This is a genomic window from Spirosoma pomorum, assembly GCF_054776615.1.
Genome location: NZ_BAAHBP010000027.1, coordinates 94,502 through 117,420, shown reverse-complemented (window position 1 = coordinate 117,420; position 22,919 = coordinate 94,502). Strand labels below are relative to the sequence as shown.

Genomic DNA, 22,919 nt, shown 5'->3' with positions numbered 1-22,919 from the left:
ATCCGGAACAAACCATTCGTCTAGACCGCTTCGCTAACGCTCTATCTGCGGAATGTTACCAGACCAATTTTTATGCCTGCCGCTGCACTTGGCAAAATAGAGTGTCCTTTCGCAAACCGGTTTGGCAAAAAGCCGCAACCACAGGAGCCCAGTTCCGGATTTGTTTCAGTACTACCGTAACGGATGCCTACCCCCACGTAAAAATCAAGTAACACCCGCGATGGACTATTCGATGTTTCGCCGGGAAGGGCAATCTGTCGTCCCCATTTGACGTGGCTGCCCCACACAAATCGATGAATTGATTGCTCCACAGGGGATGAAATCGACTCGTTATTATACGGCCAGCCGGCTTTCGTACCGTTGATCTGCTTGGCGAAACCTTCTATAGCCAGGTAATTCCCTAACGGAAAACCACTCCTGATACGAATGTTTCTACGTTTATTAGTACGATAGCGATTCATGTAGTGTCGCCACTCCGAGCGAACGCGCCAGACGGACCAATCTGTAAAGTTTTGCTTATCGTCGGTGGTGATCGCAAACCCTTTTCGCCCAAATCCAACTTCGGCCTGCATCGAGTTTCGTTTACTGACGCGAACTTCTGCGCCTGCCTGAATGGTTGCGTCAGGATCTACCAAGATGGACAGTGGGGCTACTTTCAATAGTACTGCCGCCGGACGCCCATAGCGAATGGTCGAGTCTTGGGCATACACCGTTTGAGAAAAGAAAAACAGACAGATAAAGTAAATCCAACAGTTCATCATGGTGTGTTATTAGGCGTTTGATAATGATAGGCAATTAATCAAAAGCGTTGGAATCGTGAAGAAAATTTAACTTTACTTATACTGGTCTCCACTACAAAGTAGGACAGATTTATGGATGCCCAAGAACTTGTAGAATTGGGTCTGATATCTGATCATTGACGCTATTTCACTTGCCCACTTTCACAGACTTACGACAAATTCATGCATACACTTTTACCTTTCCTGCTCGCTATGATTGCGGCTATTGTGCTGCTAAATATGTGGGCTAACAAACTGAAAATTGCGTACCCAATTCTGCTGGTTGTGGCCGGACTACTAGTCAGTTTTGTGCCAGGATTACCCAGGGTACGTATCAACCCCGACCTGATCTTTTTTATTTTCCTGCCGCCACTCCTCTTCGAAGCCTCCTGGACGATTTCTTTCAAAGAGATGAAAAAATGGTGGCGTATGATTGGCAGTTTCGCCTTTCTGGTTGTTCTGTTCACCGCCTTGTCCGTAGCGTTGGTGGCGAACCATTTCATTCCAGGATTTACGGTTGCTCTCGGCTTTTTATTGGGTGGGATCGTATCACCACCGGATGCGGTCAGTACGGGGGCCATTACCAAATTTGTCAAAATCCCTAAATCTACGTCGGCGATTCTGGAGGGAGAAAGCCTGCTCAACGACGCGTCATCGCTGATTATCTTTCAATTTGCCCTGGTCGCGGTGGGCACCGGGCAGTTCATCTGGCAGCAGGCAGCCATGAGTTTTATCTGGATGGTCCTGGGCGGGGCGGGTATTGGCCTGTTGCTGGCCTGGATTTTTGTGCAGGGCCACAAACGACTGCCTCTTGATGCACAATCGCATATTGCGCTGACGCTTATCGAACCCTATTTCATGTATTGGGTGGCAGAAGAGCTTCATTGCTCGGGCGTGCTGGCAGTCGTAAGCGGTGGCTTGTTTATGTCGGCCCGACGACTGGTTTTTTTAAACAGCGCCAGCCGAATTCAGAGCTTCAGCGTCTGGGAAAGCTTTGTGTTCATCCTAAACGGTATTGTCTTTCTGGTCATCGGTCTGGAACTCCCCGAAATTGTCGACGGGCTACGGGCCGAAGGCGTTCCATTGCATACCGCCATTGGCTACGGTATGTTGGTAACGGCTGTCCTGGTTGGTTCCAGAATGATTAGTGCATACACGGCCTTGCTGGCTACGCTTGTCTTTCGCCCTACCGTGCTGCCCCCTGCTCGTTCGACCAGAAGACGCTGGCTGACGCCTATGCTTCTCGGCTGGACCGGCATGCGTGGTGTGGTATCGCTGGCAGCGGCTTTATCAATCCCCATCACCCTGAACGACGGCACCGCTTTCCCGCACAGGAATCTTATTCTCGTTATTACGTTTGTGGCGATACTACTTACGCTACTGGTGCAGGGACTTACCCTTCCTTATTTCATAAACCGGTCGAGATTGTTTGATGCTTTACTCGAAGGAGAATCGGAAGAAACGATCAGACAACAAATGAAACACGGCCTGAAACAACACGTTTATCAGTTTCTGAAAAGCAAATATGACCAGGACCCGGCTGGCTATGTCGGCATGGAGAAATTTTTGAGAAAATGGGAAGAGCGGGCCAAAGCCACGGATGATAGCTGGATGAGTGAAAAGACCAAAGCGAGCTTTGTCGAAGTACTCGAAGTACAGCGTCAGTACCTTACCCAACTCAATAAAGATCCCAAAATTGATGAAGCTCTGATCCGGCAGCAGTTATATCAAATCGATCTGGAAGAAGAACGGTTGAAGATCATTTAGGCCAATTGCAAAGAGTCTAGTCCGGCAGGTAAACGCTAAACGTAGTGCCCTGCCCCAGCTGACTGGTAGCCGTGATCGTTCCACCGTGGTTTTCAGCTACCCGCTGACAGATAGCCAGCCCGACTCCGGTGCCGGCGTACTGGCTGTGCGAATGCAGGCGCTGGAAAACCTGAAAAATCCGATCCGCATATTTCTGCTCGAAACCAATACCATTATCGCTCACATCGATTTTAGTGAACTTCGCGGCCTGACTGATGCGTCCGGACGGGTTAGGCACTTTGTCAGCCTTTACGATAACCGTCGTTACGTTAATAACAGGCGGCCGGTCAGGTAAGCTGAATTTCAGGGCATTGGACAGTAAGTTCTGAAACAGTTGCCGCAGCTGCGATTCGTCGCCCCGTACCGTCGGCAGGTTGCTGGCGTTGATCACGGCTCCGGTTTGCTGAATACGCAGATCGAGCAGGTCAAGCACATCATCCAGAATTTTCTGGAGCGACACAGGTTCGAAGACCTGCTGCCGGGTTGATATTCGCGAGTAATTGAGCAGGTCCCGAATCAGCGTCGACATGCGTTCGCCCGCCTGCTGAACCCGGGACAGAATGTCCCGTCCGCGATCATCAATTTCCTGCGCATACTGCTCCTGCAACAGGCTACTAAATGACTGAATTTTACGTAAGGGTTCCTGCAAGTCGTGACTCGCTACGTAGGCGAACTGTTGCAGATTATCGTTAGACCGTTGCAGATCATGGTTAGCCAGTTCCAGTTCATGCGTACGCAGCGTAACCAGCCGACTCAGTTCTTGCTCGTTCATTCGCTGCAACGTAACATCGAACGAAGCCCCAACGACTACCTGAGGCACCCCTGATTCATCAAAGAAGGCCTGCCCCTTCGAACTAATGATTCGTTCCTGTCCGGTTTTCCGATTAATGAGCCGGTATTCGACGGCTAATTGTCCATCACCTGTTTGTAACGCTCCTTCGATTGCCCGTATAACACTCTCCTTCTGGGGCACACAATCCAGTGCATCCTCCAGCGTCATCAGCTCATCGGGTCCGTAGCCTGTCCACTCCTTGACGCGGTCCGAAAAGGTAACGTCACCGATCATCGGATAAATCTGCCAGGTACCCAAGCCCGCTACGTCAATCGCAGTAGCCAGGCTTTCCTGCGCCTGTTTCAGCTGTTGCCGGGCCACAACCTGCGTTGTTACGTCGACAGCCATGTGCAGGATGGCGTATACGTTCCCACTGGCATCCTTCAGCGGTTTGTAGGTGAAGTTGAACCAGTATGGTTTTAATTCATCCCCATCAAGCAGATCAGCCCGCTGCTCCATTGCTTCATAAGGAATTCCGGTTCGGTACACATCTTTTAATAACTGAGGAAACGGCTGACCTTTAACTTCCGGAACACCCTCTTCTATTGTCTTACCAATGACGGAGGCATCCTTACTCCACATCTTCAGCAACACCGAATTGGCATTGTCAATGATGATATTCTCAGTTACATACACGCCAATGGCAAACGGTGCTTCGGCGACCAACGTCCGGAAACGCTGTTCGCTTTTCTCTAGCGCTCTCCGGGCCACAACCTGCTGCGTTACGTCGGTAGCTACTTCAATGATTCCCGTAATGCTGTCCCGTTCCCGAATGGGCGTGCAGGCTACGTTGAAAAAGCATTCTTCTTTTTGCCCATTTCGCGTTAGCGTAACTGGTACTTCCCAACCGTAATAAGGTTGTCCCGTGTGGTAAACCTGATGTAGTACATCAACGATGGGCTGGCCTTTAATTTCGGGGATTCCCTCCAGCAACGGTTTTCCAATGATATCGGTCGTTTTGCCCAGTACCGACAGCATCGTTGGATTGACCGTCTCAAAAACCATGTTTTCGCCACGGAAAACCAGCATGGCAACGGGTGCCTGTTCGACAACCGTTCGAAAGCGTTCCTCGCTGGCTCGCAGCGCGTTGTCTTTCGCCTTATCGGCGGTAATATCCTCAATGGTTCCGACAAACCGGTACGGAACGTTCTTATCTGTGAAGTAGCCTTGTCCGGTTGCCCGTACCCAGCGGATTAGCCCATCTTCCTTGCCAACCGTGCGGTATTCAATGTTGTAATAGCTCCGGATGACGGGGTCGACGGCCCGCTGAACGGCGGCCAGGGTGAATGCGCGATCGTCCGGATGGACTCCCTCTTCGAATACACTCCAGCTAACCGGGACGCCCGGCGATACTCCGAATACCTCTCGGCACCGATCATCCCAACGGAGTTCCTGAGTAACAGGGTTATAATCCCAGGAGCCCAGTTTGGTGGCTTCCAGCGCCATTCGGTAGCGCTCGTCGCTTTCCTGCTGCCGCCGTAGTAACTCTCGGTACGTCGACACATCCTGCATCGACCCAACCATTCGGACGGCTCGGCCATCCCGATGGATAATGTAACCCCGGTCGAAGATAGTAGCGTATGACCCATCGACCCGCCGAAACCGGTATTCGTGACTCCAGTTCGTACCGCCCTTATCAATGATTTCGTGGATGTGATATAGCGTTTCCTCCCGATCGTCGGGATGAATACGGTTATACCATGATTCGGGACCAGGTTCCAGGCTCTCCGGAGCATAGCCGAACAGATCAAAGAACCCTTCGTTCCACCAGACAACATTGTCATCCAGATTCCAGTCCCAGACGGCGTCCCGCGTGGCTTTGGCCAACAATTCAAACCGCTCGTTTGCTAATAAACGATCATCCAAACCTGTCATTAATCAGAATAAATTTCTCGCTTGCCGGAATTCGGCTTTTCACTACTTAGTTCCTCAATTGCGATGCCAAAGCGCGCAGCTCATTCTTTCAACGTTGAGCGCCCTCGAACAGAACGGATTCTCTTCCGTCAGAAAATCAGTTGGAATACGCTGCCCGATCCGGGGGTTGATTCAGCCACTAACTGCCCCCCGTGACGTTGCATAATCTGACGGGACAAACTCAGCCCAATGCCCGAGCCCGTCTTTTTGGTCGTATAAAACGGGATGAATATCTGTTCCAAAGCTTCCGGTTCAATGCCCGGTCCGTTGTCAGTAACCTGAATTATTACCTGGTTGTTACTATCCTGCGCGGTTAGCTGAACACTGGGATTACTGGTCTGGATCAGGCTTTCCATAGCGTTCTTCAGCAGATTCAGCAGCACCATTTCGATCTGTACGGCATCGGCCCGGATGACCAGTTCGGGCGAGGACACACTAATTGTTACGTTGCTTTTCCGGGCTTCGGACTGCATCAACTGTGCGACGTGCCGAAGAAGCTGATCGACGGCTACGTCAGTCAGAACCGGCTGGGGAATTGTCGTAAAATGCCGGTAAGCGTCAACAAATTTCATAATACCAGCGCCCCGCTGTTCGATCGTTGCCAACGCATCACGTAGGTCGCTGATAGACGAGGAAAAGGACGCGGCCGAAATGTTCACTTGACCGTCGGTCTCAGTCTCGCCTAGTGGCACCAGATCGGCTTCCACGATGTCACGCATGGTTCCAGACAGCGAAACAATAGGCGTAATGGAGTTCATGATCTCATGGCGTAACACCTTAGTCAGGTTTTGCCAGGCGTCTAACTCCCGCTGCTGTAACTCCGTCCGGATATTTTGCAGCGACACGACCGTCACGAGCCGACCACGTAACCGAACGGCCGTACAGCGCACCGACAACTCGCCTTCCATCCGGCCTTTATTGATCTGATACAACAGGGGGCCACTAACAGCCGTGGCTCGGTTGTGCTCAGTGGATACGGTGTCAGCGTCACGCAATAGTTTGACCAGTTCGGGATGGGCTATTTCCAGATCGGTCAGCGTTCGGAGTCGGTAAATTCCCAGTAGTCGTAACGCGGCCTGATTGACCAATTCGATTTGCTCAGACGCATCGAAAGTGAGAAGGCCTACATTGACATGCTGGATAATCGTATTGATGTAGTGTAGACTGGCTTCGTTCTCAGCCCGAGCGCGCTGGAAGGCCGCCATTACCTCATTGAACTGCGTATTCAGCTCCCGAAACGTTGGTCCCAGGTTACTGCCCGTTCGGAAGTTAATGGTAAAATCAGAATAGCGAATTGATTCCAGAAACTGCGTCAGCTTCCGGTTCAGCCCCGTAACGTAGCCATACAGGTTGATGGTTTGCCAACTCAGTAAACCAGCCAGCAGCATGATCCATAAGCCGTTCGCCCGTTGCATAAACAAAGCGGTCAGCAGTCCTGTCCAGCAAACGATCCCGACAACACGCCAGCCAATGCCCAGGGCAAAACGGTTCATGTTCGATTAACCGATCCAGCTAAATGGATATTCCAGCGTTGGCACTTTCGTCCGCTCCGCAATCCGGCGCAGACGGTTAGGAAGGGCCATCAGATAGTCACGCGCCCGCTGACCGGCATCGTTCAGATCCGCAATACCCGCAATGTTCCAGTCGACCAGCAGCGAATCGGCGATATCGATGTAGTCGTGCGTCGTGTAGACACCCAGTCGCTGAGCCGCGTCGGAGAAGTGGCTGAACGTCTGGCCGATCTTTACGCCCGTTTCGCGCAGAAAATGGGCGGGCATTACGATTTTCTTACGCATCATATCTTCGAAGGCCAGCATCATTTCGGACGGATCGACCTCAAAAATCTGACTTACGAACGCTTTATACGCTTTGGCGTGACGCATCTCGTCGGATGCGATAACACCGCAGATTTTGGACAATTGCGGACAGCCCGCCTGCTTGGCCAGCGTCGCCGTCCGGCGGTGCGATACGTTGGTCGCTAGCTCCTGAAATGAGGTATAAACAAAGTTCCGGTACGGGTCTTTCCCCGTGCCGATGTCGAAGCCGTCAGCAATGAGGTACTGGGTCGATACTTCCATCGCCCGCATATTCACCCGGCCCGACAGGTACAGGAATTTATTCAGCAGATCGCCGTGGCGATTCTCTTCGGCTGTCCAGCCGCGTATCCAACGGGTCCAGCTATGGTTATCGCCCTGTTCTACCCCTTCCATATCCATTAACCAGGATTCGTAGGTTGGCAAGGCTTCTTCGGTGATGGTATCGCCAATGAGCACGGCGACGTAGTCGTAGGGTAGTTCGCGCGCGCTTTCCTGAAGCAACTTCACCTCACTCAAGAAATTCTCCTGCGTTGAATCAGGCAGAAAATCAGAGGGTTGCCAGTTTGATTCGATAGGTTTGAGGTAATCGTCCAGGGCGTTGTCGATCTTCCCGCCAAGGAACTGCATTACATCCAAACGTGTGCCCGATATACTCATAAACTTAATAACGCCAGAAAGGGGGTAATTGATTTTACTGGCAAGTTACGGCTAAAATAAACGATAGTTTTGCGGGGCTTCACCTTTTTCTGTTAGCCCATATCTCGGCGAATGGCAACCGATTTAGTACTTTTGGCTAAACCATACGTCCAGTTCCAATTCGTTAGTACAGTAGTGCCTGTATGAAAAAAGTTATTGATTACCTGCTCAGTTGCCTCTACCTCCTTTATTTCGGTCTCTTACTTCTCATTTTTCACGTTATTCAGGTCGTTGCGTTCAACGTATTCGGCAAGCAGGCCCACAAAAAAGTCGTCGACTACATGAACGGGGGCATCATGCTCGGCTGGTACCTGACGGGAAGTACCGTTCGTTACCGGCAGCTTACCGACCTTCCCACTGACCGGCCTATCATTTTCGTGGCTAATCACCAGAGTATGTTCGACATTTCTCCTATATACTGGTTTCTGCGTAAGCATTCGCCCGTGTTTGTTTCTAAAGTCGAACTGGCGCACGGCATTCCCAGTATTTCGTACAATCTGCGTAAAAGCGGAGCCGCGCTCATTAACCGATCGGACCCCAAACAAGCCATTCTGGAAATCGCGCGACTGGGTAAACTCATCCAGCAGGAAACGCGCTCGGTAGTAATTTTTCCGGAGGGAACCCGCTCGCCATCGGGAAACATGCGCACGTTCGCGCCGGGGGGCGTCAGCGTGTTGCTGAAACGGGCTCCCAAAGCGCTGGTCGTCCCCGTCGTGATCCGTGGAACAGGTCGTTTCAACCCAAAAGGGCTGTTTCCGTTACGCTCCTTTACAGCCATGTCGTGGACAGTGCTGCCCGCCATTGATCCTGCCGGACAAACGCCGGAAGCGGTTGTGCAGCAGGCCTACGACGCGATGACAGCGGAGCTGGCAGTAGGACCAATCACTACGTACTAATCGTCTATGATCTACCGATACATTTGCCTGCTGGGAATTGTGCTGCTGCCCTGTCTTGGCCTGCCTGGCTTTGGCCAGGCGCGAACGGACGCATTTTTGGTCGATCTGCTCAAGAAGAACGACAACCCATTATTCCAGGCCGTACTGCGGCATCCTGACACTTATCGACTCCAAATTATTTACACCCAGATCAACCGGGACAAAAAGAATAAGCCGTCGTTCACTACCTATTACGTCAACGTTGATAGCACCGAGTATTTCAACCCAGCTTCGACGGTGAAGCTGCCGCTGGCATTGCTCTCGCTGGAGAAACTGAACCGGTTAGGATTGGCTGGCGTAGACAAGTTCACAACCATGCAGGTCGACAGCAGCGACAAAAGCCAGACAAAATCCTGGCGGGATAATACCGCCGAAACGGGTTACCCATCCATCGCGCAGTTCATTAGAAAGGCATTTCTGGTTAGCGACAATGATGCGTACAACCGGATGTACGAGTTTTTGGGGCAGCAAACCATCAACCGCTCACTGCACGCCAAGGGCTATCTGGATACGCGAATCACGCACCGCTTTATCCGGCTCACGCCCGAAGAAAACCGCCGGACAAATCCCGTTCGTTTTCTTAACAAACAGGGCAACGTGCTTTATAACCAACCAGCTGCTTACAACGACGATCCGTTCGATTTCAGTCGGACAGCTAAACTGGGCAAGGGGTATCTGACTGGCAAAGACAGTTTGGTGAATGAGCCCTTCGACTTCACCGGACGAAACAAACTGCCGTTGGAATCTCTGCGCCAGATGCTGCAGTCGGTCATGTTTCCGGAGTCGGTCCCCGCCCGGCAACGTTTTTCGCTGACGCAGGACGACTACTCATTTTTATACCAGTATTTGTCGCAGTTTCCCGGCGAAACCAACTACCCGAAATACGACGAAAAGCAATACTACGACAGCTACGTCAAGTTCTTCTTCCAGGACAGCCTGCATCATCAGCTTCCGGCGGGCGTTCGGGTTTTCAACAAGGTGGGATGGGCGTACGGGTTTGCGACGGACGCGTCGTACGTAGCTGACTTCACGAACAAGGTTGAGTTCATGCTGTCGGCTACGATTTACGTCAACCGCGACGGAATCCTGAACGACAATAAGTACGAATACGATAGCGTGGCGCACCCATTCTTTTATCAGTTGGGGCAGACCATCTACCAGTACGAACTCGGTAGAAAACGATCTTATACTCCTAATCTGAGTCGCTTTCGTGTTCAGTACGAAACGCGCAGAAACGACCAGCGCCCGACGATCAAAAATGTCGACAATTAAGCGTTAAGTAGGCGACTAGATGTTGTGCTGCATTACCCCCAACCCCCTAAAGGGGGCTATAGCTTGACTATGAATCAATTAGCCCCCTTTAGGGGGTTGGGGGTAATGTCGTAGAATATTTGCGTACTACAGCCCAAACTTCTCCAGCCGTCGGTACAGGGCCTGCCGCGACAGACCAAGCTCACGCGCTACGTCGGTGATACTGCCCCGATGCTTTTGCATAGCTTGCTGAATCAACTGTCGCTCCATGTCTTCCAATTGAAGCGTTTCGTTGACGGGCGATGTGGATGACGTATCTTTCCGGAAAACAAAATCGGCGGGTTCCAGCGTTTTGCCCGGTGCCAGAATGACGGCCCGCTCGATGGCATGCTGTAGCTCCCGTACGTTACCCGGCCAGCGGTATTGCTTCATTTCGGCCAGCAGCGCCGAACTTAGTCCCGTTACGGGGCGACCGTACTGCTTAGCGTATTTTTTCAGGAAGTGCTCGGCTAATGGCCCAATATCAGTTGGCCGGTCACGTAGCGCAGGAAGATGCAGCTCAATCGTGTTGATTCGATACACCAAGTCCTGGCGAAACGACCGCTCGGCCACGCGCTCGTTCAGGTCGACGTTGGTAGCACAGATCAGACGTACATCAATGGATTTGGCTTTGTTTGATCCGATGCGGGTAACCTGTCGCTGTTGTAGTACCGTCAATAAACGAGCCTGCTGGGACAAGGTCAGGTTTCCGATCTCATCCAGAAAAATGGTGCCGCCGTTGGCTTCCTCGAATCGACCAGCCCGGTCGTCACGGGCATCGGTGAACGCCCCTTTTACGTGACCAAATAATTCACTTTCAAACAAACTCTCGGATAAGGCTCCTACATCGACGCTCACGAACGGCTTGTCTTTGCGGTTCGATTGCTCATGTACCGCCCGCGCCACCAGATCTTTACCCGTCCCGTTTTCACCCAGAATCAACACGTTTGCATCCGTTGGCGCGACGCGTTCAACCGTATCCAGAATCGGTCGCATAGCACTGCCGATGAGCGATTGAGTAGTTGAGTGGTTGGGTGAACCATTCTTCTCCTTGCCATTTCGACCTACCTTCTCTCCCGAAGTGATCTCGTCGCTCCGGTCTGATTGGCCTTCGCTCTTGCGTCCTTTCGCTCGTTCACTTTTCTCTACTGCCCCCCGGATCGTCTCGACAAACTTATCGTTCTGCCAGGGCTTCAGCACGAAATCAGCAGCTCCGGCCTTCATGGCCCGAACCGCCATTTCAACGTCGCCGTACGCCGTGAACAGCACGACCCGGGCCTGCGGATTGATATCAAGAATCCGGTCGAGCCAGGCAAATCCTTCGCGGCCACTGCTCACATCGCGCTGAAAATTCATGTCCAGCACGATGGCATCATACTGATTATTATTGAGCAAAAACGGCAGTTTCTCAGGATTCTTTTCAATATCCACGGAGCCAACATGCCGCTTAAGCAGCAGCCGGGCCGCCAGTAATACGTCTGGGTCGTCGTCGACGATAAGCAATTTAGCCTCTTGCATACGCCAAAGATAAACGAGACGGGGGATTGTTGCATGTTCCTGATGGATGAACGGCATTTTGGGCTTTTCTTACGTACTTTACCCGCCACAGCGGCCCTCGCTACGTACCCGAATGACAGTACCTGATCAACGTTCCACCCTGTTCCCTTTTTCTGACCGCTGGTTCTACGTACTTGTTGCGGCCGGAGTTTTCCTCAACGCAACCGGCCTATATTCGGCCATTTTGGAACCCGACGGCGCCCTGTACGCTACCATCGCCAAGCGCATGGCGCAGACGGGTGATTTTGTCAACCTGTATGCGCTCGATACCGACTGGCTTGACAAACCTCATTTCCCGTTCTGGATGACGGCCGTTAGTTATCTACTTTTCGGTATCACCAGCTTTGCCTATAAGTTACCAGGACTTCTGTTCTTTCTTATGGGTGTAGCGTACACGTACGCTTTCGCCCGGCTGGCGTATTCCAAACTCGTTGCCCAGGTCGCCACGCTGATTATTTTAACCGCCTTTCATACGATACTGTCGAACGGCGACGTAAGGGCTGAACCCTATTTGACTGGCCTGATTATCGGGGCTGTCTATCACTTCTACCGCGTCTTTCTGGGCGCACGTTTTTACCACCTCGTTCTGGGCGCTTTCCTGACGGCCTGCGCGCTGATGACCAAAGGCCCGTTCGTGCTCGTTCCTATCGGGGCGGGGCTGGTCCTTCATTGGCTGTTGACTGGTCAGTGGCGCGAATTTCTTAAGCCACGCTGGTATATAGCGGTAGTACTGTCCTTTGTCTTCACGCTACCCGAAATTTATTGCCTCTACCAGCAGTTTGACCTGCACCCCGAAAAAGTCGTGTTCGACGAAACCAACGTATCGGGCGTAAAATTCTTTTTCTGGGACAGTCAGTTTGGTCGGTTCTTCAACACGGGGCCAATCAAAGGACAGGGTGATAAATTATTCTTTCTGCACACGCTGCTGTGGGCCTTCATCCCCTGGTCGTTGCCGCTGTATGTCGGTATTGGCAAAGCGCTGGCAGGACTTGTTAAACGACAGAACCCACTTACTGAATACGTATCACTTGGTACTGGACTCGCGACCTTTCTTCTCTTTTCCCTATCGGGTTTTCAGTTGCCCCATTACATCAATATTGTCTTCCCGTTCTACGCTGTCCTGACGGCCCAATATCTGGTTAGCCTCTCGCCCATGGCGCTGAAACGCTGGACAGTTGGGCAAACCGTTATCGGCGTCTTGCTGATCGGCGTCATTGTCTGGGCGGTCATCCTGGTTAAGCCATCTCAACAAACCGGTGCCATCAGTTGGTCCTTATTACTGGTGATCATGACGGTTCTCCTGTTTCGTCATACTAACTTACTCAGCCTCATGGGGCGCATGGTGGGTGCCATGCTGGTGGTGGCGAGTGTCATGAATTTTGTTCTGTACCCACTGTTCATGCAGTATCAGGCCGGTATGGCAGCCGCCCAGTACGTCAATAACAACCCCGACCTGGCTCGTCAACAGACATGGCTTTACGAGCCGGGAACAGGCGTAGGGAGTGGAAGCTACTGGTCATACGAGTTCTATGCCAGGGGCGCCACACCGTATGTCCGCTCTGATTCCGCCTTACGTGAACTGGTAAAGACAGGACCCAAACGCATTTTCGCCGAAGGGCCTTTTGTGGATGCCCTTTCCAAAAACGACTTCGCTATTCAGCCGGTGGCCGTTTTTCCCTATTTTCCGGTTAGTCGCTTATCGTATCCCTTTCTGAACTACGCAACCCGTAACCAGACGCTTCAGCCGTACGTGCTGGTAGATATTCAGGGAGTGAACCGGAGCACCGGAACGGAGTAAACAGGTGAAAGAGTGATTACGTTAGCAGGGGCTTAAGCTGAAAGCGGACAGGAATCGTCCGAAAGCGGACAGCCCTTCAAGTAGCGCAAAGCGACAACATACTGATTAACAAGAAAGTAATACAGTTGGCACGGCTATTGAAAAGTTTGGCTTGACGAAAGAGGTTAAGCGCTCTTTCGCTTTTTCATTCTTTCGCTCATTACACCAATGGACCGCGTCTTACCTAAACGATTCTGGACGAACCAACGCATCGCTCTCGCCGGAGGAGGTGTGCTGATCGCAGCTGTACTGGCCTACACGCTTTTCTTTGCCGACCGACGTTCAACGCTGAACGTTGAAAAAGACAAAATCACCGTATCGGACGTAACGACCGGCCCTTTCGAGGATTTTATCGCCGTTACGGGGGTGGTTCAACCCCTCAAAACGATCCGGCTGGACGCTATTGAAGGCGGCTACGTAACGCAGAAGCTGGTTGAAGGGGGTACCATGGTTAACAAAGGCGATGTCCTGTTGAAACTGGAAAACCAGAGTCTGAAACTCAGCTTTCTACAATCAGAAACGGAAGCCAATCGACTGGTGAACGACCTGCAGAATACCCGTCAACGAATTCAGATCGAGCGCTTTACGCTCCGCAAAACCCTGGCCGACCTCGACGCCCAGATCGATCAGGCCAAAGATAGCTATGACCGTCAGGCCAAGCTCTATAAAGACAAGGTTGTTTCGGAAGAGGACTACCTGAAAGCCAAACGGGCTTACGAACGGCTAACCAGTCAGCGGAAGATTGAAACCGAAACCCAGAAGTACCAGGAAGATAACGCTAAGTTTCAAATCAAACAGCTCGAAGGAACGCTGGCCCGGACGCAGAAAAATGTCTCGCTCTGGCAGCAAACGCTGGATAATCTGGTCGTGAAAGCACCGGTATCCGGTCAGTTATCGAGCATCGATGTCGAAGTCGGCTCGAACATCAACCGGGGGCAGAACATTGGCCAGATTGACGATATGAACGGCTTTAAAATGCGCGTCGGTGTCGACGAGCATTACATCAGCCGGGTCTTCTCAGGGCTGAATGGTACGTTCGAATTTAGCGGTAAAACCTACCCATTGGCGATTAGCCGGGTTTATCCGGAAGTAAAAAGCGGTCGTTTCGAAGTCGATATGATTTTCCCGAAGGGGGCACCCGAAGGCATCAAGCGTGGCCAATCGTCGCCGATACAATTGGAACTGGGCAAGGCGGCCAAAGCCACGCTGCTGCCGGTGGGCGGCTTCTTCTCCGACACGGGCGGCAACTGGGTGTACGTCGTTGACAAATCAGGCAAGCGGGCCGTCAAGCGCACGATCACGCTGGGCCGCAAAAACCCTGAATATTACGAAGTCCTTTCCGGTCTCGAACCCGGCGATCAGGTGATCACCAGCAGCTACGAGAATTTCGGGGAGAACGAGGTGTTGGAGTTTTAGAAAAGGAGAGTTCAAAGAGGAGGAGAGGAGGAAGGTAGGAAAGGAAAAGAGTATACAACAAGATGTTCGTTCCTCCTCTTCTACCTTTTCTCCCTTCCTCCTCCATTACTGAAACTTCTCCAATCTAACCTTAATCAGGTTTTGAAGCATGGAAGAGATGAGTCGGCTTTTACCGAGTAATTGCTGTCCGATTTCAGGATCGATAATATTAACAGCAACGGCTAAATGTATTTGCGTCCGCAGTTCGCCATTTGACCCTTTGGCGATACGTAAATATCGAACAAACTCTTTATTTGTATGCCGTTCATAACCCTCTGCAATGTTTGATGGAACAGAGACAGAACATCGTCTCATTTGATCTTTCAAGCCATAATCAGTACAGTTTGCTAATAGCTTATACAAATTCACGGCTTGAGCTAAGCCCTCTTGCCAAACGACAAGATCTTCAAACTTTTCAATTTTTGCCATAAGTTAGGAGTACGTGGTGGTTTCAGAGCTAAAGTACACATTTCTTTCCTCCCTCCTCCCTTCCTGCTTTTCTCCTAAAATTTTATGATCCAAACCATTAACCTCCAGAAACTTTTCGCGACCGAGGAAGTCGAAACGACCGCCCTGAACGGTATCAACATGGAAGTCCGGGATGGCGAATTTGTGGCCATCATGGGCCCGTCGGGTTGCGGAAAATCGACGCTACTTAACATCCTGGGGCTGCTCGATAACCCCAGCGAAGGCGAATACAACTTCTACGGTACGGCCGTGGCCAGAATGTCGGAGCGGCAGCGGGCACAGCTACGCAAAGGGTCGATCGGCTTCGTGTTCCAGAGCTTCAACCTTATCGACGAGCTAACCGTCTATGAGAATGTTGAACTACCATTACTCTACCTGAAAACGCCCGCTGACGAACGTAAAAAGCGTGTGGAGGAAGCGCTGGAGCGGATGAGCATTATGCACCGGCGGAATCACTTCCCGCAGCAGTTGTCAGGCGGTCAGCAGCAGCGGACAGCCATTGCGCGGGCCGTTGTTGCCAAACCCAAACTAATACTGGCCGATGAGCCGACCGGTAACCTCGACTCCAAAAATGGGGAGGAAGTAATGAAGCTCCTGAGTGAGTTGAACGACGAAGGCACGACCATCATCATGGTGACGCACTCACCCTATGACTCCGGGTTTGCACACCGGGTCATTAACCTGTTCGACGGCAAGGTAGTAACGGAGAATTTCCACGTCTGAACCTACAGAAAGTCATTTAGGTCGAGGTTCAGTACGTCGGAAGAAGACGAATCGGTAGCGGCTCCGCCATCACCTTTTTTGTAGCGAAGCCAGACGTGTGTTTTGTAGTTAAACACAAATCCTTCGACTATTCCGTATTCGTTTTCTTCGATCAGCCAGACAACTTTTTTGAGGTCATTCTTTTGTCCGTTTGTCTGGCAAACTTCGACGATAATCCGTGTCTGTTCGGCCTGATGATCGTACAGAATCACATCAGGAACCGGACTAGCGTATCCTTCGGTGAGCATCGTCTCGGGAAGGGGTTCGAACGGGACCTGACCCGACCGGTACAGGGGATACAAACCAGCCGTGAGCCGGGCGATAACGCTCTGATGAATAATTGGAGCGTTGACGCCCATATAATCCTCTTCGACAAGGTATTGTAGTGACGTGGAGTGTGGATATTCAGGCATAGCTATCTGTTGATCGACCAGTCAAATTTAACCCAAAATCACCGTGCTCCGTAACTACCTCAAAATCTCGCTTCGCAGCTTGTGGCGGAATCGCCTGTTCACGACGATCAACGTAGCTGGTCTGGCCTTAGGACTGGCATGTGTAGTAGTCCTGATTCTGTTTGCCCAGAAATGTCTGTACTGGGACACGGCTCACCAAAAAATAGACCGGATTTACATCGTCCAAAGCAAAATTCCCGACTACGGCACCTACAACCAGTCCGTGTACCCGCTGCTCGGCCAGATGTTGCGCGATTATCCGGAAATCGAAACGGGCACGCACATCCAGAACTGGAACGCTCCCTGGCTTGAATACGGTGGCAAAAGTGTACAGGAAGCTACTTCTTACGTTGATTCAACCTTCTTTCAGGTCTTCACTTTCCCGCTCAAGTACGGTAATCCAATTACGGCGCTACATGACAAACGGTCGGTAGTCGTCAGCGAGAAAGTGGCGCGGCAGTTGTTCGGCTCCACCAATCCAGTGGGCAAACACGTAACAGTCAGCGATACAGTACAGTACCTTGTTACCGGCGTATTGGATAAAATACCGGCTAATTCGTCGCAGCAGTTTGACATTCTAATTCCCGCGACGAACCTAACCGATGACCCCGGTTTTCGCAACCAGGCTAACTGGTATAATAACTTCGCCAGTACGTTTATCCTACTCAAAGAAGGCGCTGATCCAGGTCAGTTGGAAGCGAAATTGCCTCAATTAGTAAAAACTCATTTCGATGCGGAGGCCAAACATCGGTCGCTGCTGGTCAGCCCGTACAAGAATTTCATTCATACCGAAAATCCGTCGTTTGCCGGATTGATTAAGGGGTCCATTGTGATTGCTTTATTCTTGCTGTTCATCGTCAGTGTCAACCTCATCAACCTCAATACGGCATCGGCGCTGCCCAGGGCGAAGGAAGTAGCCGTGCGGCAGGTGGTCGGGGCGGAGCGTCAGTCGGTACTACGTCAGTTCTGGACCGAATCGGGGCTGGTCGTGCTGGCATCACTGATTCTATCGGTGCTGTTTGCGACGTATTACCTGATTCCAAATTTCAACCAGCTTCGCAGTGAGAACATGCAACTGGACATCAATCTGGCAACTGATTATCCGACTATTCTGGCGGTACTGGCTGTAGCCCTGACGGTTACTCTGATTGCCGGTACGTATCCGGCGCTGTATCTACTTGGATTGAAAACGACCGACGCCGTAAAAGGTAAATTGGTAAGCAATCCGAAAAAAGGTCGGTTGCGGCAGGACAGTCTGATCACGTTGCAGTTTACGCTGGCTGTCGTCCTCATTCTGGGCACCATCGGTATGCGTCAGCAGATTCAGTTCATGAAAGAAGCGGATCTTGGGTACGACAGGAACAACGTGCTGGTTTTCAAAACCGATTTAGCGTACCGAAACGAAGAAACGGCGGTTGCTCAGGGTCAAGGCATTTTGAACCGGTTGCGGCAGAACCCAAACGTAGCATCGTTTACGAGCACGTACTACACGCCCGTTGCCTACCAGACCAATTTTAATACCTATTATCCCGAGGGTGACGAGGCCCGTAAAACCAATGTCCGGCACATGGGCGGGGCGGTACGCTTCAACGAAACCTATAAGATACCGTTACGGGAAGGTCGTGATTTTTCGGACGCAACGGCTGCCGACTCAGCCAGTAATGCGGTTATTATCAACGAAGCTACCATGCGGGCATTTGGCTGGAAAACCGCCGTTGGCAAGAAAATCAGGCAGGTTAGCAATCCCACCCTTTACACCGTTGTCGGCGTAACGAAAGATTATCACTACCAGAACCTAACGGGCCAGATTGAGCCCGTAGTCCAGTGGTATGGCGGCCCCGAACGGTTAAGCAGTTTCCTGACAGTACGGCTGACTGATGCAACCAAAGCATCTGCCGTCATTACTGAACTTGAGCGCGAATTCAAGAAAATTCCGGCGCGACGTTCCCTTACGTATTCGTACCTGTCTGACGACGTAGCCCGCTCGTATCGCTCGATGGAGAACATCTGGCAAATGATCAGTTTTGTAACGGTTCTCTCAATCCTTCTTGCCTGTGCGGGTATTTTCGGGTTGGTCACGCTTGTAGCCCGGCAACGTACCAAAGAGATCGGCGTTCGCAAGGTGCTCGGAGCCTCGGCCTTCAACATCACGTTCCTGCTCTCGAAAGATTTTCTACGACTGGTGATGCTGGCTATTTTGATTGCCACGCCCATTGGCTGGTGGCTTGGTCGTGAAGTACTCAGCACGTTTGCCTACCGTATTGAGATCAAGTGGTGGTTCATGGTCCTGGCCGCCGGCCTGGCGATTCTGATCGCGTTTGCGACGATCAGCTACCAGAGCATCCGGGCCGCCCTGGTCAATCCCGTTAAGTCGTTACGTTCCGAGTAACTTCCATCCCACCCTATATGCTTACTAACTACGTCAAAATCGCTTGGCGAAACCTGCTACGCAACAAAGCTTTCTCAGTTATCAACATCGTCGGACTGGCGCTGGGTATGATCTGTAGTCTGCTCATTGGTTTGTGGGTGTATGATGAATTGAGTTACGACCGCTTCCTGCCTGACCACGCCCAGATTCAGTACGTACGGGTGAACTTCAATTTCCGGGGTGGAGAGACGCAAACGGCGTTTGCTACCCCCGGTCCGTTGACGGAAGCCATTAGCCGCGACGTACCCCAGGTAGCCGCTGTTACGAAGCTGACATGGCCCTCGGAGCGACTAATTCGTGTCGGCGATCGAGTAGCGAAAGAGCAGGGACAGTATGCATCGGCAGGCTTCTTCGACGTATTTGATTTACCTGCGGTATCGGGCAACCCCAAATCGGCTTTAGCCAGCCCAAATCAGATCGTTATCAGCCAACGCCTGGCCGAGATTTACTTTCCGAACAGGCAGGCCGTGGGGCAGTCACTGCAACTCGACAACAACAAACGGTTTGTGGTTGGGGCTGTCCTGGAAAATCTACCGGCTACCAGCACACTTCAGTTCGACTGGCTTGTCAATTTCAAGGCCCAGGAAGAAGAGTGGCAAACGCAGTGGGGGTTCAACGCGGTGCAGACATACCTGCGCCTGAAACCCGGAACCACAGCTCAGCAGGCAGAAGCCACCATGAAAGGTATGTTCCGCCGGTACGCCACGTTCGACAACAAGGAGCAGATTATTCTGCAACCCATCACAGACCTGCATCTCTGGAGCGACTATAAAAACGGCGTTGCCGTAGGTGGACAGATTGAATACGTTCGGATTTTCGGGCTAGTAGCCTTGTTTATTCTGCTGATCGCCTGTATCAATTTCATGAACCTGAGTACCGCCCGTAGCACTAAACGGGCACGCGAGGTAGGCGTCAGAAAGGTAGTTGGGGCCCGACGGATGGCACTGATCGGTCAATTCCTGAGCGAGTCTACGCTACTGAGTCTGTTAGCTGCAGTCTTAGCGCTGATAGTGGTGTGGCTTACTTTACCAGCTTTCAACACCTTGTTCGACAAACATATTACGCTTGACTTTACCGATCCATCACGCTGGTTGGGTATTGGCGGATTAGTGCTATTTACCGGTTTACTGGCCGGCAGCTATCCAGCGCTGTTTTTATCTGGCGTACAGCCCATCCGCATTTTGCAGAGGCTTACAGTGCGAACAGGTCAGCGTCAAACTACACTGGGTCCATCCCAGCTTCGGCAGGTACTGGTTGTGTTTCAATTCGCTCTGTCGACTTTCCTGATCGTCGGTATGCTGGTCATTGGTCGACAGATGACATACCTGCGTACTAAACACCTCGGTCTTGACCGCGATAATATAGTGTACCTGAGCCTGGAAGGCCAGTTAACCGACTACCAAAAAGCGGAAGCCCTGCGCCATGAACTGCTACAACGACCGTCGATAGCGAGCGCAACGACAGCTGCCCATTTGCCGCTGAACATACAAAGCAGCACCACTGACTTGCATTGGTCGGGCCAAAATGAAAAGCAGTTGGTGGAGGTATCAGCCATGTCGGTTGGGAATGACTTCATCAAGACCACCGGTATTAAACTACTTGATGGACGCGACTTTCAGCCCAACGCGCTCGCCGACACAGCTTGCTACCTTGTCAACGAAGCAGCCGCTCGGTTGATGAGCGAATCCACGCCGGGAATGAAAAAACCCGTAGGTCAGTATATTACGTTCTGGTTTGGCAGAGGACCAATCATTGGCCTCATGAAGGATTTCCACCTCGGCTCGCTACATGAATCCATCAAGCCGCTTGTCATTACGTATATGCCGCCAAGTGTACAGTATCTGCTGATCAAACCGCGCGCCGGGCAGACTACGCAGGCTCTGGCAGATCTGGAACACCTGGTTAAACAGTTTAATAAAGACTATCCATTCAGTTACCACTTTCTGGACGAAGCGTATGAAAAGCTCTACCATCGCGAGCAACAGGTCAGTGTACTCATCAATTATTTCGGTGCGCTGGCCATTCTGATCTCTTGTCTGGGCCTGTTCGGGCTAGCAACCTTCTCCGCTGAACAGCGCGTCAAGGAGATTGGTATCCGAAAAGTACTGGGCGCGTCGGTCAGCAGCTTGGTAGCTCTACTCTCGACAGATTTTCTGAAACTGGTACTCGTCGCCATCGTCATTGCTAGCCCGGTGGCGTACTACGTCATGAATCAATGGCTAACAGGCTTTGCGTATCGGGCAGAACTGTCGGGATGGGTATTTGCCCTGGCGGGTGGACTAGCCATTAGTATCGCCGTGTTAACCGTCAGCTACCAAAGCATCCGGGCCGCCCTGGTCAATCCCGTTAAGTCGTTACGTTCCGAATGAGCTATCTATTTATATTCACAAAGAAGACCTGTTCATAACCGAACGGGTTTTCTTATTTACAGTACATAACCAAATCCATATGCGCCTTCGTTTACTTTTCCTCTTTCTCTGTACCTCGCTATTGGCGGCAGCACAGTATAAACCAACCGTATCACTAACCCCAAAGGTTGATCACCGAATTGAGCTATTGAGCATTCTGGCCCGACTGGCGGACTATGACGAATACACCCAGAAACGGTACGTAGCCTATGTAACGGACATCGAACAGCATTTTGGCCCGTACCGAAATCACCCGGCCGTGGCGCACATGCGAGATGTTCGCACCCGACGTGGCATCGGTTTCGACGCTGTCATGAGTTACGCTATTCAACTCGACTCAACCTCGCTCAAACCCGCGATTGCCTTTAAACAGCACCTGCCCGACAGCCGCTGGACGGTGGAGGATGCCAGCAAGCTCGCGGATCTGATCGGGCAATTTTACAAAGATGCCCACGTAGCTACGTTCTTTCAGCAGCAGGCAGACCGCTATCGTTCAGCGGAAGCTCGTTTTGCCCAGGTCGTACAGCGGGTCGACCTGCCCTGGTTTCAGCGTTACTACGGGTCGGCTCCCAACGATGCATTTCGACTAGTGATTGGCCTGGGGAACGGCGGGGGCAATTACGGCCCACACCTACCAGCTAAAAACGGCTCCCAGGTTAACTACGCCATTATGGGCACTTGGTCCGTCGATAGTACGGGGCTGGCCAAATACGCCACGGACGACTATTTGCCGACGGTCATCCACGAGTTCAACCATTCGTTTGTCAACCCGCTCATTGACCAGTCGGCGTCGGCGCTGCTCCCCTATGCCGACAGTATTTACGCCCGCGTCCAGGAACCCATGCGGAAGCAGGCTTATGCCAACAGTAAAACGATGTTGTATGAATCACTGGTCCGGGCGTCGGTGGTTGTGTACTTACAGGAGCATGATTCAACCGGTACCGCGGCCCTAAATCAGCTTCGGGAAGAGCAAAGCCGCTCGTTCGTCTGGACCGACACGCTAACGGGCTTGCTACGTCAGTACGTGACGCACCGCCAGCAGTACCCAACGTTACAGTCGTTCATGCCCCGCCACACTGCATTTTATGCCTGGCTGGCACCGCGCATCGACAGCGCACTGGTAGCTTACCAGCAGTTGTGCCCGCAGATCATTGCCATTGAGCCGTTTGGCAATGGTAGTCAGTCGGTCGATGCGGGCATCAACGAGATACAAGTCCGGTTTAGCAAGCCCTTACAACCCAAACGCTACGGGATTCAGCTGGGGAAAGGCGGTAAAGAGCAGATGCCCATTGAAAGCGTGCTGGGGCTAACTGACGACGGGCGGACGTTACGCCTGAAAGTAAAACTAGAACCGGGTCACCCCTACTCTTTCCGGTTACGGAACGGCGGCTTCCGCTCAACGGACGGCTATCTGTCGTCCGTGTATGACGTTACGTTTGCCACGACCCCTGCTCCGTCGAAATAAAAGCCTGAAACTGTCGTC

At 51.9% G+C, this 22,919-nt stretch carries 16 protein-coding genes; 9 read left to right on the top strand and 7 right to left on the bottom strand.

Annotated elements, in window-relative coordinates:
- Positions 1-41: 41 nt before the first annotated feature.
- Entirely contained in the window at positions 42-761 is a 720-nt protein-coding gene (locus ACYVAD_RS15925) for a hypothetical protein (protein ID WP_461140503.1), read from the bottom strand.
- A 201-nt stretch (positions 762-962) separates the two neighbouring features.
- Here ACYVAD_RS15925 and ACYVAD_RS15920 point away from each other — a divergent pair, with 201 nt between their 5' ends.
- The gene (locus ACYVAD_RS15920; protein WP_461140502.1) at positions 963-2,546 is read left to right on the top strand and encodes a Na+/H+ antiporter; all 1,584 of its coding nucleotides are present in this window, start codon (positions 963-965) and stop codon (positions 2,544-2,546) included.
- A gap of 16 nt (positions 2,547-2,562) precedes the next feature.
- Here ACYVAD_RS15920 and ACYVAD_RS15915 read toward each other — a convergent pair whose 3' ends face one another.
- The 3 genes from ACYVAD_RS15915 to ACYVAD_RS15905 all read right to left on the bottom strand — a co-directional run bounded on the left by ACYVAD_RS15915 (position 2,563) and on the right by ACYVAD_RS15905 (position 7,775).
- Positions 2,563-5,283, bottom strand: a complete 2,721-nt coding sequence (locus ACYVAD_RS15915) for a PAS domain-containing sensor histidine kinase (protein ID WP_461140501.1) — start codon at positions 5,281-5,283, stop codon at positions 2,563-2,565.
- Between the two features lie 137 nt (positions 5,284-5,420).
- Positions 5,421-6,824, bottom strand: a complete 1,404-nt coding sequence (locus tag ACYVAD_RS15910) for a sensor histidine kinase (protein ID WP_461140500.1) — start codon at positions 6,822-6,824, stop codon at positions 5,421-5,423.
- A gap of 6 nt (positions 6,825-6,830) precedes the next feature.
- Entirely contained in the window at positions 6,831-7,775 is a 945-nt protein-coding gene (locus ACYVAD_RS15905; protein WP_461140499.1) for an acyl-ACP desaturase, read from the bottom strand.
- A gap of 212 nt (positions 7,776-7,987) precedes the next feature.
- Here ACYVAD_RS15905 and ACYVAD_RS15900 point away from each other — a divergent pair, with 212 nt between their 5' ends.
- Both ACYVAD_RS15900 and ACYVAD_RS15895 read left to right on the top strand, forming a co-directional pair.
- Positions 7,988-8,740: a lysophospholipid acyltransferase family protein gene (locus ACYVAD_RS15900; RefSeq protein WP_461140498.1), complete on the top strand. Its 753-nt coding sequence runs from the start codon at positions 7,988-7,990 to the stop codon at positions 8,738-8,740.
- Between the two features lie 6 nt (positions 8,741-8,746).
- A complete protein-coding gene (locus tag ACYVAD_RS15895; protein WP_461140497.1) occupies positions 8,747-10,051 on the top strand; it encodes a serine hydrolase in 1,305 nt (434 codons plus the stop codon).
- 126 nt (positions 10,052-10,177) lie between these two features.
- Here the strand turns inward: ACYVAD_RS15895 and ACYVAD_RS15890 are convergent, their stop codons facing one another.
- Positions 10,178-11,587 (bottom strand): sigma-54-dependent transcriptional regulator, encoded by a 1,410-nt coding sequence (locus ACYVAD_RS15890; RefSeq protein WP_461140496.1) that lies wholly within the window; start codon positions 11,585-11,587, stop codon positions 10,178-10,180.
- A 112-nt stretch (positions 11,588-11,699) separates the two neighbouring features.
- Here ACYVAD_RS15890 and ACYVAD_RS15885 point away from each other — a divergent pair, with 112 nt between their 5' ends.
- Together ACYVAD_RS15885 and ACYVAD_RS15880 are read left to right on the top strand one after the other, a co-directional pair.
- Positions 11,700-13,424: an ArnT family glycosyltransferase gene (locus ACYVAD_RS15885; RefSeq protein WP_461140495.1), complete on the top strand. Its 1,725-nt coding sequence runs from the start codon at positions 11,700-11,702 to the stop codon at positions 13,422-13,424.
- 207 nt (positions 13,425-13,631) lie between these two features.
- The gene (locus tag ACYVAD_RS15880) at positions 13,632-14,879 is read left to right on the top strand and encodes an efflux RND transporter periplasmic adaptor subunit (RefSeq protein ID WP_461140494.1); all 1,248 of its coding nucleotides are present in this window, start codon (positions 13,632-13,634) and stop codon (positions 14,877-14,879) included.
- Between the two features lie 105 nt (positions 14,880-14,984).
- Here ACYVAD_RS15880 and ACYVAD_RS15875 read toward each other — a convergent pair whose 3' ends face one another.
- Positions 14,985-15,347 carry a four helix bundle protein gene (locus tag ACYVAD_RS15875; protein WP_461140493.1) on the bottom strand — a complete coding sequence of 121 codons (363 nt, stop codon included), beginning with the start codon at positions 15,345-15,347 and terminating at the stop codon, positions 14,985-14,987.
- Positions 15,348-15,431: 84 nt separating this feature from the next.
- On the opposite strand from ACYVAD_RS15875, the gene ACYVAD_RS15870 reads away from it, so the two are divergent.
- Positions 15,432-16,109: an ABC transporter ATP-binding protein gene (locus ACYVAD_RS15870; protein ID WP_176566357.1), complete on the top strand. Its 678-nt coding sequence runs from the start codon at positions 15,432-15,434 to the stop codon at positions 16,107-16,109.
- Positions 16,110-16,111: 2 nt separating this feature from the next.
- Here ACYVAD_RS15870 and ACYVAD_RS15865 read toward each other — a convergent pair whose 3' ends face one another.
- A complete protein-coding gene (locus tag ACYVAD_RS15865; protein WP_461140492.1) occupies positions 16,112-16,561 on the bottom strand; it encodes a hypothetical protein in 450 nt (149 codons plus the stop codon).
- Between the two features lie 43 nt (positions 16,562-16,604).
- On the opposite strand from ACYVAD_RS15865, the gene ACYVAD_RS15860 reads away from it, so the two are divergent.
- The 3 genes from ACYVAD_RS15860 to ACYVAD_RS15850 all read left to right on the top strand — a co-directional run bounded on the left by ACYVAD_RS15860 (position 16,605) and on the right by ACYVAD_RS15850 (position 22,901).
- Positions 16,605-18,989, top strand: coding sequence for an ABC transporter permease (locus ACYVAD_RS15860; RefSeq protein ID WP_461140491.1), 2,385 nt, complete (start codon positions 16,605-16,607; stop codon positions 18,987-18,989).
- 17 nt (positions 18,990-19,006) lie between these two features.
- Positions 19,007-21,397 (top strand): ABC transporter permease, encoded by a 2,391-nt coding sequence (locus ACYVAD_RS15855; protein WP_461140490.1) that lies wholly within the window; start codon positions 19,007-19,009, stop codon positions 21,395-21,397.
- A gap of 79 nt (positions 21,398-21,476) precedes the next feature.
- Positions 21,477-22,901 carry a DUF4932 domain-containing protein gene (locus tag ACYVAD_RS15850; protein WP_461140489.1) on the top strand — a complete coding sequence of 475 codons (1,425 nt, stop codon included), beginning with the start codon at positions 21,477-21,479 and terminating at the stop codon, positions 22,899-22,901.
- The last annotated feature ends 18 nt before the right edge of the window (positions 22,902-22,919 follow it).